17 protein-coding genes are annotated in these 15,430 nt (G+C 71.5%); 9 read left to right on the forward strand and 8 right to left on the reverse strand.

Annotation, left to right across the window (positions count from 1 at the left end; genetic code table 11):
- From J7I94_RS30460 to J7I94_RS30470, 3 genes are all read left to right on the forward strand, one after another.
- Positions 1–1,365, forward strand: a 1,365-nt coding sequence (locus J7I94_RS30460) for a S1C family serine protease (RefSeq protein ID WP_251075970.1), incomplete at its 5' end; no start/stop codon positions are given.
- 123 nt (positions 1,366–1,488) lie between these two features.
- The gene (locus tag J7I94_RS30465) at positions 1,489–1,923 is read left to right on the forward strand and encodes a sec-independent translocase (protein WP_215172267.1); all 435 of its coding nucleotides are present in this window, start codon (positions 1,489–1,491) and stop codon (positions 1,921–1,923) included.
- A 204-nt stretch (positions 1,924–2,127) separates the two neighbouring features.
- Positions 2,128–2,799 carry a hypothetical protein gene (locus J7I94_RS30470; RefSeq protein WP_215172268.1) on the forward strand — a complete coding sequence of 224 codons (672 nt, stop codon included), beginning with the start codon at positions 2,128–2,130 and terminating at the stop codon, positions 2,797–2,799.
- 136 nt (positions 2,800–2,935) lie between these two features.
- Here J7I94_RS30470 and J7I94_RS30475 read toward each other — a convergent pair whose 3' ends face one another.
- The 3 genes from J7I94_RS30475 to J7I94_RS30485 are packed head-to-tail and all read right to left on the reverse strand — an operon-like array spanning position 2,936 to position 6,009.
- Positions 2,936–4,069, reverse strand: coding sequence for an Mrp/NBP35 family ATP-binding protein (locus tag J7I94_RS30475; protein ID WP_215172270.1), 1,134 nt, complete (start codon positions 4,067–4,069; stop codon positions 2,936–2,938).
- A gap of 43 nt (positions 4,070–4,112) precedes the next feature.
- Complete coding sequence (locus J7I94_RS30480) at positions 4,113–4,724, reverse strand: DUF1003 domain-containing protein (protein WP_215172272.1); 612 nt, start codon at positions 4,722–4,724, stop codon at positions 4,113–4,115.
- Positions 4,708–6,009: a magnesium transporter MgtE N-terminal domain-containing protein gene (locus J7I94_RS30485; RefSeq protein ID WP_215172280.1), complete on the reverse strand. Its 1,302-nt coding sequence runs from the start codon at positions 6,007–6,009 to the stop codon at positions 4,708–4,710. Before J7I94_RS30485 ends, J7I94_RS30480 begins: the two co-directional genes overlap by 17 nt.
- Before the next feature lie 221 nt (positions 6,010–6,230).
- On the opposite strand from J7I94_RS30485, the gene J7I94_RS30490 reads away from it, so the two are divergent.
- Positions 6,231–6,971: a hypothetical protein gene (locus tag J7I94_RS30490; RefSeq protein ID WP_215172282.1), complete on the forward strand. Its 741-nt coding sequence runs from the start codon at positions 6,231–6,233 to the stop codon at positions 6,969–6,971.
- A gap of 14 nt (positions 6,972–6,985) precedes the next feature.
- On the opposite strand, the gene J7I94_RS30495 is transcribed toward J7I94_RS30490, so the two are convergent.
- Positions 6,986–7,495, reverse strand: coding sequence for a hypothetical protein (locus tag J7I94_RS30495; protein ID WP_215172284.1), 510 nt, complete (start codon positions 7,493–7,495; stop codon positions 6,986–6,988).
- A 23-nt stretch (positions 7,496–7,518) separates the two neighbouring features.
- Positions 7,519–8,634, reverse strand: a complete 1,116-nt coding sequence (locus J7I94_RS30500; protein WP_215172285.1) for a magnesium and cobalt transport protein CorA — start codon at positions 8,632–8,634, stop codon at positions 7,519–7,521.
- 524 nt (positions 8,635–9,158) lie between these two features.
- Here J7I94_RS30500 and J7I94_RS30505 point away from each other — a divergent pair.
- Positions 9,159–9,755 (forward strand): suppressor of fused domain protein, encoded by a 597-nt coding sequence (locus tag J7I94_RS30505; RefSeq protein ID WP_215172287.1) that lies wholly within the window; start codon positions 9,159–9,161, stop codon positions 9,753–9,755.
- Positions 9,756–9,777: 22 nt separating this feature from the next.
- Here the strand turns inward: J7I94_RS30505 and J7I94_RS30510 are convergent, their stop codons facing one another.
- Positions 9,778–11,001, reverse strand: coding sequence for an MFS transporter (locus J7I94_RS30510; RefSeq protein ID WP_215172289.1), 1,224 nt, complete (start codon positions 10,999–11,001; stop codon positions 9,778–9,780).
- A 168-nt stretch (positions 11,002–11,169) separates the two neighbouring features.
- Here J7I94_RS30510 and J7I94_RS30515 point away from each other — a divergent pair, with 168 nt between their 5' ends.
- The 3 genes from J7I94_RS30515 (at position 11,170) to J7I94_RS30525 (ending at position 13,527) form a co-directional block, all read left to right on the forward strand.
- The gene (locus tag J7I94_RS30515; RefSeq protein ID WP_215172291.1) at positions 11,170–11,811 is read left to right on the forward strand and encodes a DUF6758 family protein; all 642 of its coding nucleotides are present in this window, start codon (positions 11,170–11,172) and stop codon (positions 11,809–11,811) included.
- 171 nt (positions 11,812–11,982) lie between these two features.
- Positions 11,983–12,840 (forward strand): PHP domain-containing protein, encoded by an 858-nt coding sequence (locus J7I94_RS30520; RefSeq protein WP_215172293.1) that lies wholly within the window; start codon positions 11,983–11,985, stop codon positions 12,838–12,840.
- A gap of 81 nt (positions 12,841–12,921) precedes the next feature.
- A complete protein-coding gene (locus J7I94_RS30525) occupies positions 12,922–13,527 on the forward strand; it encodes a MarC family protein (RefSeq protein ID WP_215172295.1) in 606 nt (201 codons plus the stop codon).
- 99 nt (positions 13,528–13,626) lie between these two features.
- Here J7I94_RS30525 and J7I94_RS30530 read toward each other — a convergent pair whose 3' ends face one another.
- A complete protein-coding gene (locus tag J7I94_RS30530) occupies positions 13,627–13,779 on the reverse strand; it encodes a hypothetical protein (RefSeq protein ID WP_215172297.1) in 153 nt (50 codons plus the stop codon).
- Between the two features lie 214 nt (positions 13,780–13,993).
- Between J7I94_RS30530 and J7I94_RS30535 the strand changes: the two genes are divergently transcribed.
- On the forward strand, positions 13,994–14,890 hold the full coding sequence (locus J7I94_RS30535; protein ID WP_215172299.1) for an NYN domain-containing protein: 897 nt from the start codon (positions 13,994–13,996) through the stop codon (positions 14,888–14,890).
- 44 nt (positions 14,891–14,934) lie between these two features.
- On the opposite strand, the gene J7I94_RS30540 is transcribed toward J7I94_RS30535, so the two are convergent.
- A partial coding sequence (locus tag J7I94_RS30540) for a zinc-binding dehydrogenase (RefSeq protein ID WP_215172301.1) occupies positions 14,935–15,430 on the reverse strand: 496 nt, incomplete at its 5' end.

Genomic DNA, 15,430 nt, shown 5'->3' on the forward strand with positions numbered 1-15,430 from the left:
GTGCCGCCGCAGTCGGTCCCTCCGGCCTCTGGCGTCTCGCCGCAGTCGGTCCCTCCGGCCCCCGTGGCGGTGTCGCCGACCGTACCCCCGGCCGCCCCCGCTGTGCCGTCTCCCGCCCACGGCCCGGTCCCCGCCCCCGACCCCTGGGCCCGCTACGACCCCTGGGCCGTGGCGCGGGCCGGCGGGGCGGCGCGGCAGGACGGCGCGACGGGTGCCGTGGGCTGCGTGGGCACCGCGGGAGAGACCCGGCGGCGGAGCCGGGCGCGGAAGGCGCTGGTCGGGCCGGCCGTGCTGCTGGCGGTCGTCTCCGGCCTGGCCGGCGGTGTCGTCGGGACATACCTGGAGCGGAACGGCGGCCTCGGCGCCGTAGAACTCCCGCAGGCCGGGAAGGAACCCGCCGGGCGGGACCCGGACAGCGTGGCCGGGATCGCGGCGAAGGCGCTCCCCGGCGTGGTCACGCTGCACGTGAGCGGCGCCGAGGAGGGAGGCACCGGCACCGGCTTCGTCCTCGACACCCGCGGCCACATCCTCACCAACAACCACGTCGTGGCGCCCGCCGGCGCCGACGGCGTCATCACGGTGACCTTCCACAGCGGCGACACCGCCGAGGCCACCGTCGTCGGCCGGGACAGCGGATACGACCTCGCCGTGGTCAAGGTGCGAGGCGTGCGCGGACTCAGCCCGGTGCCGCTCGGCAACTCCGACAACGTCCGGGTCGGCGACCCCGTCGTCGCCATCGGCGCCCCCTTCGACCTGGCGGGCACGGTCACCTCCGGCATCATCAGCGCCACCGAGCGGCCCATCACGGCGGGCGGCGAGGAAGCCGACGGCAGCGACGTGTCCTACGTCGACGCACTCCAGACCGACGCCCCCATCAACCCCGGCAACTCCGGCGGCCCCCTCCTGGACGCCACCGGCCGCGTCGTCGGCATCAACTCCGCCATCCGCTCCGCCGACGGCTCCACCACCCCGGACGGCGGCCAGGCCGGCTCCATAGGGCTCGGCTTCGCCATCCCGGTCAACCAGGGCAAGCGCGTCGCCGAGGAACTGATCGACACCGGCCACGCCACCCACCCGGTCATCGGCGTCACCCTCGACATGAACTACGCCGGGGACGGCGCCCGCGTCGGCACCCGGGGCGGCGACGGCGGCCCCGCGGTCGCCGAGGGCGGCCCCGGGGACAAGGCCGGCCTCAAGGCGGGCGACGTGATCACCGCCGTGGACGGCCGCCGCATCCACTCCGGTGAGGAACTGATCGTCCGCACCCGCGCCCACCGCCCCGGCGACCGCCTCGCCCTCACCCTGGAACGGGACGGCGAGGTGAGGAAGGTCTCGCTGACGCTCGGTTCCTCGGACGGAGACTGAACCGGATGGCAAACAACGCGGAAAGCGACCGGAACCGACGCACGGGGAGCGGACGGGACTGTACCGGTCTCATGGGATGGGCGGGTACCGTGGAGGCGGCCCGGACATCCCAAGGAGCTTCAGGTGTTCAATGACATAGGACCACTCGAGCTGGTCACGCTCGTCGTCCTCGCCGTGCTCGTCTTCGGTCCGGACAAGCTCCCCAAGGTCATCCAGGACGTGACGCGCACGATCCGGAAGATCCGTGAGTTCTCGGAGAGCGCCAAGCAGGACATCCGGCAGGAGCTCGGCCCCGAGTTCAAGGACTTCGAGTTCGAGGACCTCAACCCCAAGACGTTCATCCGCAAGCAGCTGGACAACGACGACCTGGGGCTCAAGGAGATCCGCAACGGCTTCGACCTGAAGAAGGAGATGGCCGAGGTCGCCGACGCGGTCCAGGGCCGGGAGTCCGAGACGTCCTCGTCCTCGTCTGCGTCGTCCGGTCGGATCGACATGACCAAGAAGCCGGAGAGCACGGTGCGCGAGGAGCGCCCGCCCTACGACGCGGACGCCACCTGACGCTCTGACGCCTGTCGCTCGTCCTACTCCGTTGCGGTGGCGCACGGCCTGAACCCGCCGTCCGCGCGCCCCACGCGCCGGGCGCTTTCCCGGCCGCCCCGACCGGTGTGGCTATGCTGCCGACTTGTTGTACGGATCGTACGAGTACGCCCGATGGGGGGTGGGCCGTGCCGGTCCGACTAGAGCGAGGAGGCGTCCGGGCACATGGAGACGACGAGTCGGGCAGTCGCGCAGACGCCGGCCGCGGAGGGCGGAGAAGAGTCCCCTTCCGCCCGGAGTGCGGTCGACGGCTACCTGCGTGCGCCCTTTCCTTGGTACGGCCTCGACGAGGCGTTCACCGGGCCGCGCTGGCTGATGCAGGTCGGCACGGCCGCCGACGGGGCGGTGGAGCACGGTTCGCTCGGACACGGGGACGAGCCGTCGGTACGCAACGAGCACGTGGCGGGTGACGAGAAGGACGCCACGGAGAAGTTCGCGGTCGTCGTGACGGTCGCGGCCAACCCGGTGCGGCGCAGTGCGGACGGCACGGGGATGCTGGAGGCCACGTCGGTGTCCTCGGCGGCCTGGCTGGCCGGGGTGGGGCTGCTGTCCTTCACCTGGCCGGGGCAGATGGACCACTCGCTGCGGGACGACTGGCTGGACCAGCAGACCGAGACGGCGTGGGTCCTCGCGGACGATCTCGACGGTGAGGACTGGTCGACGCTGTCGCTCCCGGTGGACGGCGTACCCACGCCGTTCCACTACCGGGAGTCCGAGTTCGGGTGGGTGCTGGCCGGTTCCACCGAGCAGGGGGTGCTCCTGGGGGCGTACGGCAGGGGGATGAGCGCGTACGGGCTGGCCTTCGCCGCGGTGCAGGACATCGCCGCGTACGTGTGAAGGGTGGGGCGCCGGTTGTCTTCGGCGCCCCTTCGCCGCGGGGGGTTCCGCTGCGGGGCGACTGCGGGTCGGTCGTGGTTGCTCGCGCAGGTCCCCGGGCCCCTGGGGCATGCCCCTCAGGGCATTTCCGACGTACTCAGAACTTGTTCTTCGGAGTGATCCCCAGTGACAGGCCGGACAGACCCCGCTGCCGTCCCCCCAGCTTCCCCGCGATCGAGCGCAGGGCCGCGCCCGCCGGGGAGTCCGGGTCGGTGAGGACCACCGGCTTGCCCTCGTCGCCGCCCTCGCGCAGGCGGACGTCGATCGGGATGGAGCCGAGGACCGGGACCGAGGCACCGGTGGTGCGGGTCAGGCCGTCGGCGACCATCTGACCGCCGCCGGTGCCGAAGACGTCGACCATCTCGCCGCAGTGCGGGCAGGGCAGCCCGGACATGTTCTCGACCACGCCGACGATCTTCTGGTGGGTCTGTACGGCGATGGCACCCGCCCGCTCGGCCACCTCGGCCGCCGCCTGCTGAGGCGTCGTCACGACCAGGATCTCGGCGTTCGGCACCAGCTGGGCGACGGAGATCGCGATGTCGCCCGTACCCGGCGGCAGGTCGAGCAGCAGGACGTCCAGGTCACCCCAGTACACGTCGGCCAGGAACTGCTGGAGCGCGCGGTGCAGCATCGGGCCGCGCCACACCACCGGGGCGTTGCCCGGGGTGAACATGCCGATGGAGATGACCTTCACCCCGTTGGCCATCGGCGGCATGATCATGTTCTCGACCTGGGTGGGGCGCCCGTCGGCGCCCAGCATGCGCGGCACGGAGTGGCCGTAGATGTCCGCGTCCACCACGCCGACCTTCAGGCCGTCCGCCGCCATCGACGCCGCCAGGTTGACCGTCACCGACGACTTGCCGACGCCGCCCTTGCCGGAGGCGACCGCGTAGACCCGGGTGAGGCTGCCGGGTTTGGCGAAGGGGACCTCGCGCTCGGTCTGGCCGCCGCGCAGCGCGCTGGCCAGCTCCTTGCGCTGTTCGTCGCTCATCACGTCCAGCGTGACGTCGACCCGCGTGACGCCGTCGACGCGCGAGACGGCGTCGGTCACGCGCTGGGTGATGGTGTCGCGCATCGGGCAGCCGGAGACCGTCAGGTACACGGTGACCGCGACCGCCCCGTCCGCGCCGATCTCCACCGACTTGACCATCCCGAGTTCCGTGATGGGCCGGTTGATCTCGGGGTCGTTCACCGTCGCCAGTGCTTCGCGCACCGCGTCTTCCGTAGCCATGGCACCGATGGTACGGCGCCCGGCGCGGGCGACGGAAAGCCCGTCAGCGGTCGTCTGCGTCACGTCCCCGCGGCGGTTCCGCCGGGAGTGCCAGGTTTACGTCGGTCCCGGGGTGGTGGCCGTCGCGCCGGGACTCCAGTTCCTTGATCATTTCCTGGAGTTCGTCGCGGATCCAGTCCCGGGTGGCGACCTCGCCCAGGCCGATCCGCAGGGCGGCGATCTCGCGGGTCAGGTACTCGGTGTCGGCGATCGACCGCTCGTTCTGCTTGCGGTCCTGCTCCAGGTTGACCCGGTCCCGGTCGTCCTGCCGGTTCTGCGCGAGCAGGATCAGCGGGGCGGCGTAGGACGCCTGGAGGGACAGCATCAGCGTCAGGAAGATGAACGGGTACTCGTCGAACCGCAGGGCGGCCGGGGCGGAGATGTTCCACACCACCCACACGATGATGACGACCGTCATCCAGACGATGAACCGCCCGGTGCCCAGGAAGCGGGCGATCCGCTCCGACAGCCGCCCGAACGCCTCCGGGTCGTACTCGGGCAGCAGCCGGCGGCGCGGCGCGCGCGGCTGGTCGAGGCGGGGCCCGCGGTGCCGGGAGGCGGCCGTCGCGCCCGAGACGGCGCGCTCCCGCACGGGCGTCTCACGCTCCGGCGCCATCGGCGCGCACCCCCTCGGCGTCCGCTTCTTCCAGGTGGTACTCGGTCTCCCGCCAGTCGTCGGGCAGCATGTGGTCCAGTACGTCGTCCACGGTGACCGCGCCCAGCAGCGCCCCGGAGTCGTCGACCACGGGCGCCGCCACCATGTCGTACGTCGCGAAGAACCCGGCGACGACCGGCAGCGCGGCGTCCGGCTCCAGCGGTTGCAGATCGTCGTCGATGATCGAGCCGACCAGCGTGTACGGGGGGTCCCGCAGCAGCCGCTGGAAGTGGACCGTGCCGAGGTACTTGCCGGTCGGCGTCTCGTCGGGCGGGCGGCAGACGTAGACCTGCGCGGCGTGCGCCGGGGACAGGTCGGGGTTGCGGATGCGGGCCAGGGCGTCGGCGACGGTGGCGTCGGGCCGCAGCACGATCGGCTCGGTCGTCATCAGACCGCCGGCCGTGTGCTCCTCGTACGCCATCAGCCGGCGCATGTCGGCGGCGTCGTCGGGCTTCATCAGGCTCAGCAGCCGCTCCTTGTCCTGCTCGGGCAGTTCGCCCAGCAGGTCGGCGGCGTCGTCGGGGTCCATCGCCTCCAGGACGTCGGCGGCCCGCTCCTCCGCCAGCTTGCCGAGGATCTCGATCTGGTCGTCCTCCGGCAGCTCCTCCAGTACGTCGGCCAGGCGGTCGTCGTCGAGGGCGGCGGCGACCTCGGCGCGGCGCTTGGCGGACAGGTGGTGCAGGACGTTGGCGAGGTCGGCGGGGCGGAGCTGTTCGAAGGTGGCGAGGAGGTTCTCCGCGCCCTGGCCCTGCTCCTCCGCGGAGAACCCGGTGACCGCCGACCACTCCACCGTCAGCGCCTCGCCCTTGCTGCGCCGGAACGCGCCGCCCCGGCGGCCCCGGCGGACGAAGATCTTGTCGATCTCCCAGTCCCGGCGGGCGGGCAGCTGGTGCACCGACAGGTCCAGGACGGTGACCTCCTCGCCGGTCTCGGCGAGGGTGACGCGCCGGTCGAGCAGTTCGCCGAAGACGAGGCGCTCGGTGGGCCGCTGTTCGAAGCGGCGGACGTTGAGCACGCCGGTGGTGAGCACCTGGCCGGACTGGACGCCGGTGACCCGGGTCATCGGCAGGAAGATCCGGCGGCGGGTGGCGACCTCGACCACCAGGCCGAGCAGACGCGGGGGTTTCTGTCCGACGCGGAGCATGACGACCAGATCGCGCACCCGCCCCACCTGGTCGCCGTTGGGGTCGAAGACGGCGACACCGGAGAGGTGCGATACGAAGATCCGGGGGGCGCCGGCTGCCATGGCCGCGGCTCCTTTTCCTCACGCCGGCGTGTGCAGGCGTGCTGCGTCGTCGTGCTCTGTCCCTTTTCCGAATTGCCCGCTCGGACGCCCTTCAGGCTAGCCCGTCCGGAACCCGTCCGCCCTGGTGGCCGGTCCGGACGGACTGGCTCCGCCGCCCGCGTCCGGCCCCGGTACGCTGCCGTACGCCGCACCGGTCTCCCGCGAGAAAGGCAGCCCCACCCGTGACTGTGACTCCCCGGCGCAGAAATCCCCGGGCCGCTCTCGCCGGCGCCGCGTGTGTCCTGGCCGTGGGGACGGGGCTGACGGGATGCGGCGGCGAGGACCCCGACGCGGGCACCAACGGGGTCGGCAAGCTGTCCGCCGCGCAGATCCAGCGCAAGACCCGCACCGTCGCCGAGGCCGCCCAGACCGTGCGGCTGCACGGGACCGTCGTCACCAGCGGCAGTACGTACGCGCTCGACATGCGCCTGAAGTCCGACGGGGGCACCGGGTCGGTCACCGCCGAGGGCGCGACGTTCGGGCTGCTGCGGGTCGGTGAGCAGCTCTTCCTGAAGGCCGACGCCGACTTCTGGAGCCATGACACCGGCGACGCGGACGCCGCCGCGGCCGAGAAGCTGGCCGGCAAGTACGTGAAGGTGCCGCAGGGCGACCCCTCGTACAAGAAGTTCAGCGGGTTCACGGACAAGGACGTGCTCCTCGACGGTCTGCTGGCGCTGCACGGCACCGTGGAGACCGAGGGCCGGCACGAGCAGAACGGCACCCGCACCGTGCGCATCAGCGGGGACGGGGGGGACGGCGGTTCGCTGGACGTCTCCCTGGAGGGCAAGCCGTATCCGCTGCGCCTGGTCCGGGCGGGCAGCGCGGGCACGCTGACCTTCTCGGACTGGAACAAGGACTTCGCCCTGACCGAACCGGACAAGGACGACACCCTGGACTACGGCAAGCAACTGCCGACGTCCTGACCCCGCCGACGCTCCTACCGCTTGCGCCGCTTCCACAGCAGCCGGGGCAGCCCCGCCGGGACCGGCTCCCGCGTCGTCGCCGGTGTGGGCAGCGGCGCCTCGGCCAGTGAGCCGTCGGGCAGCGGCGCCGTCGCCCCCGTCGGCTCCAGCCGCAGCACCCGGCACTCGCGCGCCCAGCGCTCCGGCATCGTCTCGGCGTCGGGGGCGTTGAGCCGCTTGCCCTTCAGCTCGTCGACGGCCGCCTGCCACGCCTCGGAGCCGGCCGCCAGCTCCACGACCCGGGCCGTCCAGGCGACCAGCCGGCCGCCCTTGTCCTTGCTGCGGACCGTCACCTCGGCCGTGGCCCCGTCGGCCAGGGACGGCAGCGGCTGCTCGCCGGGTCCGTCGCCGACGACGCAGGCCGCGCCCTCGTGCCAGACGTGCCACAGCGCGCGGGCCGGGCTCCCGGGGCCCGCGACCCAGACGAGGCCGGACTTCTTGGTGGCCTCCTCGACGAGGGCCTGGTCGAGCAGCTCGCTTGTCATGCCGACCAGCCTAACGAGACGGGCTACAGCCAGCCGTTGCGCTTCAGCGTGCGGTGGATGCCGAAACAGATGGCGACGGTGACGCCGAGCACCATCGGGTAGCCGAACCGCCAGTGCAGTTCCGGCATGTGGTCGAAGTTCATGCCGTACACGCCGCACACCATCGTCGGTACGGCGACGATCGCGGCCCACGAGGTGATCTTCCGCATGTCCTCGTTCTGCGCGACGGACGCCTGGGCGAGGTTGGCCTGGAGGATGGAGTTCAGCAGCTCGTCGAAGCCGATGACCTGCTCCTGCACCCGGGCGAGGTGGTCGGCGACGTCCCGGAAGTACTTCTGGATGTCGGGGTCGACCAGCCGCATCGGCCGCTCGCTGAGCAGCTGCATGGGCCGCAGCAGCGGGGAGACCGCCCGCTTGAACTCCAGGACCTCGCGCTTGAGTTGGTAGATCCGGCCGGCGTCGGTGCCGCGCGGGGAGCCCTTGCGGCCCGGCGAGAACACCTCGGTCTCGACCTCGTCGATGTCGTCCTGCACGGCGTCGGCGACCGCGATGTAGCCGTCGACGACGTGGTCGGCGATGGCGTGCAGGACGGCCGAGGGGCCCTTGAGCAGCAGCTCGGGGTCGTCCTGGAGGCGGTGGCGCAGCGCGCGCAGCGAGCCCTTGCCGCCGTGCCGGACGGTGATGACGAAGTCCCGCCCGGTGAAGCACATGACCTCGCCGGACTCGACGACCTCGCTGTTGGCGGTGAGTTCGTCGTGGTCGACGTAGTGGACGGTCTTGAAGACGGTGAACAGGGAGTCGTCGTACCGCTCCAGCTTGGGCCGCTGGTGGGCGACGACGGCGTCCTCCACGGCCAGCGGATGCAGCCCGAACTCACTGGCGATACCGGCGAACTCGTCCTCGGTGGGCTCGTGCAGCCCCATCCACACGAACCCGCCGTCGCGGCGCACCTGGCGCATCGCCTCGTGCGGGCTGAGCGGGGCGTCCGTCTGGACGCGGCGGCCGTCGCGGTAGACGGCGCAGTCGATCACGGCCGAGGCGGAGGCCGGGTCGCGGGTGGTGTCGTAGGCGCCGCTGTCCTTGCGCGGCGGCACGCGGGAGGGGCGGACCGCGGCTCGCAGGTCACGGATCATCGACATGGCAGGCTCCTTCGCTACGGGCAGCGAACGGCGCCGGCGACGGGTGGAACCACCCGGAATGAGGACGTCCTGTACTTACGCGAGCCCGGTACGTACGCGTGCCCGGCGCGTCCACAAAGCGGGGAGCACCCCACCGTCGCGGTGGCGTGGCATCACTGCTGGTTCACATGAGTTCTCATGAGTTCTCATGAGTGAGACGAAGTGCTCTTCCGCAGGAAAGCGCGCGGCTGACGGAAGGCGGCGACCGGTGGGATTCCGGAAGCGGCGGTGTCAGCGGCCGGAAGAGCGGGTGGTACTGCACGGTCGACTTCGGTCCATGCCAGCCCCACCTCCTCCGGCCGGTCCCTCGTAAGGGACGTCCATTCCCTCGTTTAGAGGGGTTCCCCGTAGGGGAGTCTTCAATGCAGCGACGGGGCTTGCGCTCCGCGCTTCTGCGGGCTGCCCGACGACCGGCCCAGAGTACCAGCCGCCGCTTGTGTCAAGGTGCCGCTTTGCCTCGTACTGAAGAGTTCTATGCTCGCGGCATGGCTGATGTTCTTCCTTTGGTCGAGGCCCGGTTGCGCAGCGCGCTCGGCGAACCGGACGCCCGCGCGGGGGTCACCTTCCTCGGTACGGACCGTATCGAGGTGCTCCGCTTCCATGCCTCGGGCCAGGACGGGAACGTCGTCCGCTACGCCACCCTGGGCATGTCCGCGCAGCCGATGGCGGACCCCACGGCGGTGCTCGCCGACCCGGTCGAGGGGCCCCGCGCCGAGCTGGTCCTCTCCGTCCGCGCCGGCCTCGCCGACACCGACAAGGTGCTCCGTCCGCTGGCCGTGCTCGCCGCGTCCCCGCAGGTCGAGGGCGTGGTCCTGGCTCCCGGCGCCTCGCTGGACCTGGGGAAGCCACTGTGGCCCGGGGCGCCGTTCACCTCGGTGCTGATCGCCGAGCCGGGCGGCCTGGTGGAGGACCTGGAGCTGGACGCGCCGCTGGACCCCGTGCGCTTCCTGCCGCTGCTGCCGATGACGCCCAACGAGGCCGCCTGGAAGCGGGTGCACGGCGGACAGGCGCTCCAGGAACGCTGGCTGACGCACGGTACGGACCTGCGGGACCCGGCCCGCGGGTCCGTACCGCTGGCGTGACCCGGCTCACCCCGGGGGCACGTCAGTCGGCGAACGCCGAGACGCCGTCCTCGGTGGCGTGCCTCGGCTCCAGTTCCCCGGCCTCGTGCGTCAGGGCCCGGCGGCGTACGGCGACCACGGCCGCGCCGAGCACCGCGGTGACCGCCGCCACCACGAACGGGACGTGGATGTCGGTCCACTCCTCGATCTTCGGTGCGAAGTACGGGGCCGCGGCGGCGGCGAACCAGCGCACGAAGTTGTAGCCGGCGCTGGCCACCGGGCGCGGGGCGTCGGAGACGCCGAGGGCCAGTTCGGTGTAGACGGTGTTGTTCACGCCGATGAAGGCACCGGACAGGACCGTGCAGACGACCGCCGCGGTGTGGTTGCCGTAGCCGAGGACGAGCACGTCCACCGCCAGCAGCACCAGCGAGCCGCCGAGCACCTTCAGGGAGCCGAACCGCTGCTGCATGCGCGGCGCCACGAGCACCGAGAAGACGGCCAGCAGCACGCCCCACGCGAAGAACACGGCACCCGACTTGTACGGCGTCATGTTCAGCACGAACGGGGTGAAGGCCAGCACGGTGAAGAACGTGTAGTTGTAGAAGAACGCCGAGATCGCGGCCGAGGCGAGACCGCCGTGGCCGAGCGCCCTGACCGGGTCGAGCAGCGAGGTCTTGCGGGCGGGCTTCGGCTGTTCCCGCAGGAACGCCGCGATGCACAGGAAGCCGACCGCCATCAGGAACGCGGTGCCGAAGAACGGGTAGCGCCAGCTCGCGTCACCGAGCACCGCGCCCAGCAGCGGGCCGCAGGCCATGCCGAGGCCGAGGGCGGACTCGTAGAGCAGGATCGCCGCGGCGCTGCCGCCGGCCGCGGCGCCGACGATGACCGCGAGGGCGGTGGAGACGAAGAGCGCGTTGCCCAGGCCCCAGCCGGCCCGGTAGCCGACGAGCTGGCCGACCGTGTCCGAGGTGCCGGCCAGGCCCGCGAAGACCACCACGAAGGCCAGGCCGAGCAGCAGGGTCTTCTTGCCGCCGATGCGACTGGAGACGAAGCCGGTGACCAGCATCGCGATCGCGGTGATCAGGAAGTACGAGGTGAAGAGCAGGGAGACCTGGCTGGCGCTCGCGTGCAGTCCGGTCGCGATGGACGGCAGGATCGGGTCGACCAGGCCGATGCCCATGAAGGCGACGACGGACGCGCCGGCGGTCGCCCAGACGGCCTTGGGCTGCCTGAGGATACTGCCGGCCCCCGCTTCGAAGGGGTCCATGCTGGCTCCAATGCGCAGAGATGGTTGGTGTTTACATACAATAAGTTAGGTCGGCTAAATGATGCAAATTACATCTAATTTTGGCTGGTCGGTGCGGTCTCTCACTGGCGCCTCCGGACGGGTGATCGTCCTTGACGCGGCGGGGCCGGGGTAGGACCGTGGGGCTCTATGAGGGGCGAACCCAGTTGCCCGAAGTGCGGTGGCCGGGTCAGGGCGCCCGGTCTCTTCGCCGATTCCTGGCAGTGCGATGTGCACGGCGCGGTCCACCCGGTCCAGCCCGTGATACCGCCGAGCGTCGAGGCCCTGGAGGTCGTGGTCCACCGCACCCAGGTGCCGGTGTGGATGCCGTGGCCGCTGCCGGTCGGCTGGCTGTTCACGGGCGTGGCCTGCGCGGGCGACGACCGCAGCGGCGGGCGCGCGACGGCGGTGGCCTGCTCCGGGCCCGGACCGCTCGGGGGTGTCGGGGAGCTGATCCTGGTGGCCGAGGAACTGGGGGTCGGACTCGGCGCGTACTACGCCGGTCTCGACGGGCCGGACCCGGGACCGTCCCTGGACGTCGAGAAACCGCCGCAGGCCAAGGTGCTCGCCGCCGGCCGCCCGACCCCGCTCTGGCACGTCTCCGGCGCGCCCGTCGACCGGGCCGTCTTCGCGGGCGAGGCGCTCGGCATGTGGCTGTGGGCCGTGGTCTGGCCCGAGCAGTCCGGGCTGCTGATGTACGACGAACTGGTGCTGGCGGATCTGCGGGAGGCGGGGGCGGAGGTGGAGCTGGTGCCGTGCGGGGCGCTGTCACCGCGGCTGCTCCAGCCGTAGCCCCCCGGTGGCGGGGAGGTCACGCCTGCTCCAGCCGCCCGCCCCCGGCGGCGGGGAGCGCACAGGGGGCTTGTAGGGGGCTCTCAGTATCAGCGGGTGTGACGGGGGACGGCGGAAATCCGGTTATCCTTTCCCCGTCCGCTTCCCTTCCGTCGCCGTCTGGAGCCCGCCGTGCGCATCGATCTGCACTGCCACTCCACCGCGTCCGACGGGACGGACACCCCGGCCGAGCTGGTGCGCAACGCCGCCGCGGCCGGGCTGGACGTGGTCGCGCTGACCGACCACGACACCACCCGGGGCCACGCCGAGGCCGTCGAGGCGCTGCCCGAGGGGCTCACGCTGGTCACCGGCGCCGAGCTGTCCTGCCGTATCGACGGCATCAGCATGCACATGCTCGCCTACCTCTTCGATCCCGAGGAGCCGGCCCTGCTCGCCGAGCGGGAGCTGGTCCGGGACGACCGGGTGCCGCGGGCCAAGGGCATGATCGCCAAGCTCAACGAACTGGGCGTGCCCGTCACCTGGGAGCAGGTCGCGCGGATCGCCGGCGACGGCTCGGTCGGGCGTCCGCACGTGGCCTCCGCCCTCGTCGAGCTGGGTGTCGTACCGACCGTGGGCGACGCCTTCACCCAGGACTGGCTGGCCGACGGCGGCCGGGCCTTCGTGGACAAGCACGAGACCGACCCCTTCGAGGCCATCCGGCTGATCAAGGCCGCGGGCGGCGTCGCGGTGTTCGCCCACCCGGCCGCAGCCAAGCGCGGGCGTACGGTGCCGGAGTCGGCGATCGCGAAGATGGCCGCCGCCGGGCTCGACGGCATCGAGGTCGACCACATGGACCACGACGCCGGGACCCGGGTCCGGCTGCGCGGTCTCGCCGATGAGCTGGGGCTGCTGGTGACCGGGTCGAGCGACTACCACGGCAGCCGGAAGACCTGTGTGCTCGGGGAGTACACGACCGATCCCGAGGTCTACGGGGAGATCACGCGGCGCGCGTTCGGGGCGTTCCCGGTGCCGGGGGCCGGCGGGGCCTGAGGTCCGCGTCCGCGCCTCCGTCCCGAAACCCGTACCTCCGCGCACCCGTGCGCGTACCTCCGCAAGGCCAGTAACTCACCCATGTTCGACATCGCCGTCTTCGGTTCTCTCTTCCTGACCCTTTTTGTCATCATGGATCCCCCTGGGATCACCCCGATCTTCCTCGCCCTGACCGCCGGGCGGCCCGGCAAGGTGCAGAAGCGGATGGCGTTCCAGGCCGTCTGTGTCGCCGGTGGCGTGATCACCGTGTTCGGGCTGCTCGGGCACCAGATCCTGGACTATCTGCACGTGTCGGTGCCCGCACTGATGATCGCGGGCGGACTGCTGCTGCTCCTGATCGCGCTGGACCTGCTCACCGGCAAGACGGACGAGCCCAAGCAGACCAAGGACGTCAACGTCGCCCTCGTACCGCTCGGCATGCCGCTGCTCGCCGGGCCGGGCGCGATCGTGTCCGTGATCCTCGCGGTGCAGAAGGCCGACGGGGTGAGCGGTCAGCTGTCGGTGTGGTCGGCGATCCTCGCCATCCATGTCGTGCTGTGGCTGGTGATGCGGTACTCGCTGCTGATCATCAGGGTCATCAAGGACGGCGGTGTGGTCCTGGTGACCCGGCTCGCGGGCATGATGCTCTCCGCGATCGCCGTACAGCAGATCATCAACGGCGTCACACAGGTGATCCAGGGGGCCTGAGGGCCGCAGGGGCACGGGGGGGGGGCAGGGGACGCGACCGGGCCCCCGTATACGACGTGCGTACGGGGGCCCGGACGGAGCGGTGTGAACGATCCGCCGCTACGAGGCCGTGGTCTCGGCCGGGCGGATCCACAGGCGCTGCCCGATGGCGGCGGCCTGCTGGACTATCCGGTTGACGGAGGCGGCGTCCACGACCGTGCTGTCCACGGGCGTGCCGTCGATGTCGTCGAGTCGCATGACTTCAAAGCGCATGGCCTCTCCCTTCGTCTGGTCATCCTCCTGAGGAGAACTACTGAGGGGATCCCCAAGGGTCATCGGTGCCCGGGGTTCCACAGCTAGTCAACGGGTCGGATGTTACAAACATTCCCTACGCTAAAGAAATTTTTCGAAAGACTAATTACCCGCCGGTACAAGACTGATCGGGACCGGTTGTGTTCGCTGCGTGACCGCCGGGACAATGGAGGTGATGAACGACGACCTCGCATCCCTGCCCGACCGCATCGAACGCACCAACGAGCTGCTCCAGCGCATGCTCGCCGAGGTGGCGAAGACGCCCTCCACCCACGCGATCTTCGTGGACGCGGGATACCTGTACGCGGCGGCGGGACGACTGGTCGCCGGCACCGAGGACCGCCGGGCCTTCGACCTGGACGCCGAGGGGCTGATCGAGGCGCTCATCGACCGGGCCCGCACCATCTTCGCGGACAGCCGGCTGCTGCGGGTCTACTGGTACGACGGCGCCCGGCGCCGCATCCACACCGCCGAGCAGCAGTCCATCGCCGAGCTGCCCGACGTGAAGGTACGGCTGGGCAACCTGAACGCCAACAACCAGCAGAAGGGCGTCGACTCCCTGATCCGCAGCGACCTGGAGTCCCTCGCCCGGCACCGCGCGATCAGCGACGCGGCCCTGCTCGGCGGCGACGAGGACCTGGTCTCCGCGGTCGAGGCCGCCCAGGGGTACGGCGCCCGCGTCCACCTCTGGGGCGTCGAGGCCCCCGAGGGGCGCAACCAGGCCGACCCGCTGCTCTGGGAGGTCGACAGCCAGCGCACCTTCGACCTGGACTTCTTCAAGCCGTACGTCTCCAGACGCACCCTCCCCGTCTACGAGGCGACGGGCACAGGCCGGCCGACCCGGGAGAACGTCCGCTTCGTCGGTTCGCAGATCGCGGCGAAGTGGCTGGCGTCCCGGGGCCGGGAGGCGCTGGTGGAACTCCTCGACGGCCACCCGTACCTGCCCGGCCCGGTCGACCAGGACCTGCTGGTCGAGGCCGAGGGGCTGCTCCAGTACTCCCTGCGCGGCCAGCCCGATCTGCGGCGGGCGCTGCGGGACGGGTTCTGGGAGTACGTGCAGACGCAGTACTAGTCGGTCGGACGCAGTACTGGTCGGTCGGACGCAGTACTGGTCGGTCAGAGGCAGTACTGGTCGGCTTCGGCGGTCGGTGGGCCGACCCGCACGACGAACTTTCCGCGTACGCCGCCGGCCTCCAGGGCGCGGTGGGCCGCCGCGGTCTCCTCCAGCGGGAAGACGGTGTCCACCACCGGGCGCAGCGTGCCGTCCGTGACATGGCGGGCGACGTCGTCGAGGAGGGCGCGCTTCGGGTTGCCGCTGAAGGCCCGCACCCGGCCGCGGCCGTGCAGGACGGCACTGGCCGCGAGGTAGCCCACCGTCGCGGCGATGCGCGCAGGGTCGACGGTGATCGTGACCATGCGTCCGCCGGGCCGTAGCAGGGCCCGGTAGGCGGGCAGGTCGGTGCCCACGGTGTCGAGTACGACGTCGAACCGGTCCAGGTCCGCGGGCTTCACGGTCCGGTGGTCGACGGCTTCCAGGGCGCCCAGTTCGCGGACGAAGTCGAGGTTGGCGGCGCGGGCCAGGCCGGTCACCTCGGCGCCGCGCGCCCGGCCG

It is taken from the genome of Streptomyces sp. ISL-12, assembly GCF_018614415.1.
Classification (GTDB): domain Bacteria; phylum Actinomycetota; class Actinomycetes; order Streptomycetales; family Streptomycetaceae; genus Streptomyces.

Bases quoted from the DNA above. Each gene is read 5' to 3' on its own strand.
- J7I94_RS30470 (WP_215172268.1), top strand. From the start codon at position 2,128: ATGGAGACGACGAGTCGGGCAGTCGCGCAGACGCCGGCCGCGGAGGGC.
- J7I94_RS30475 (WP_215172270.1), bottom strand. From the start codon at position 4,069: ATGGCTACGGAAGACGCGGTGCGCGAAGCACTGGCGACGGTGAACGAC.
- J7I94_RS30480 (WP_215172272.1), bottom strand. From the start codon at position 4,724: ATGGCGCCGGAGCGTGAGACGCCCGTGCGGGAGCGCGCCGTCTCGGGC.
- J7I94_RS30485 (WP_215172280.1), bottom strand. From the start codon at position 6,009: ATGGCAGCCGGCGCCCCCCGGATCTTCGTATCGCACCTCTCCGGTGTC.
- J7I94_RS30495 (WP_215172284.1), bottom strand. From the start codon at position 7,495: ATGACAAGCGAGCTGCTCGACCAGGCCCTCGTCGAGGAGGCCACCAAG.
- J7I94_RS30500 (WP_215172285.1), bottom strand. From the start codon at position 8,634: ATGTCGATGATCCGTGACCTGCGAGCCGCGGTCCGCCCCTCCCGCGTG.
- J7I94_RS30505 (WP_215172287.1), top strand. From the start codon at position 9,159: ATGGCTGATGTTCTTCCTTTGGTCGAGGCCCGGTTGCGCAGCGCGCTC.
- J7I94_RS30510 (WP_215172289.1), bottom strand. From the start codon at position 11,001: ATGGACCCCTTCGAAGCGGGGGCCGGCAGTATCCTCAGGCAGCCCAAG.
- J7I94_RS30515 (WP_215172291.1), top strand. From the start codon at position 11,170: ATGAGGGGCGAACCCAGTTGCCCGAAGTGCGGTGGCCGGGTCAGGGCG.
- J7I94_RS30525 (WP_215172295.1), top strand. From the start codon at position 12,922: ATGTTCGACATCGCCGTCTTCGGTTCTCTCTTCCTGACCCTTTTTGTC.
- J7I94_RS30530 (WP_215172297.1), bottom strand. From the start codon at position 13,779: ATGCGCTTTGAAGTCATGCGACTCGACGACATCGACGGCACGCCCGTG.
- J7I94_RS30535 (WP_215172299.1), top strand. From the start codon at position 13,994: ATGAACGACGACCTCGCATCCCTGCCCGACCGCATCGAACGCACCAAC.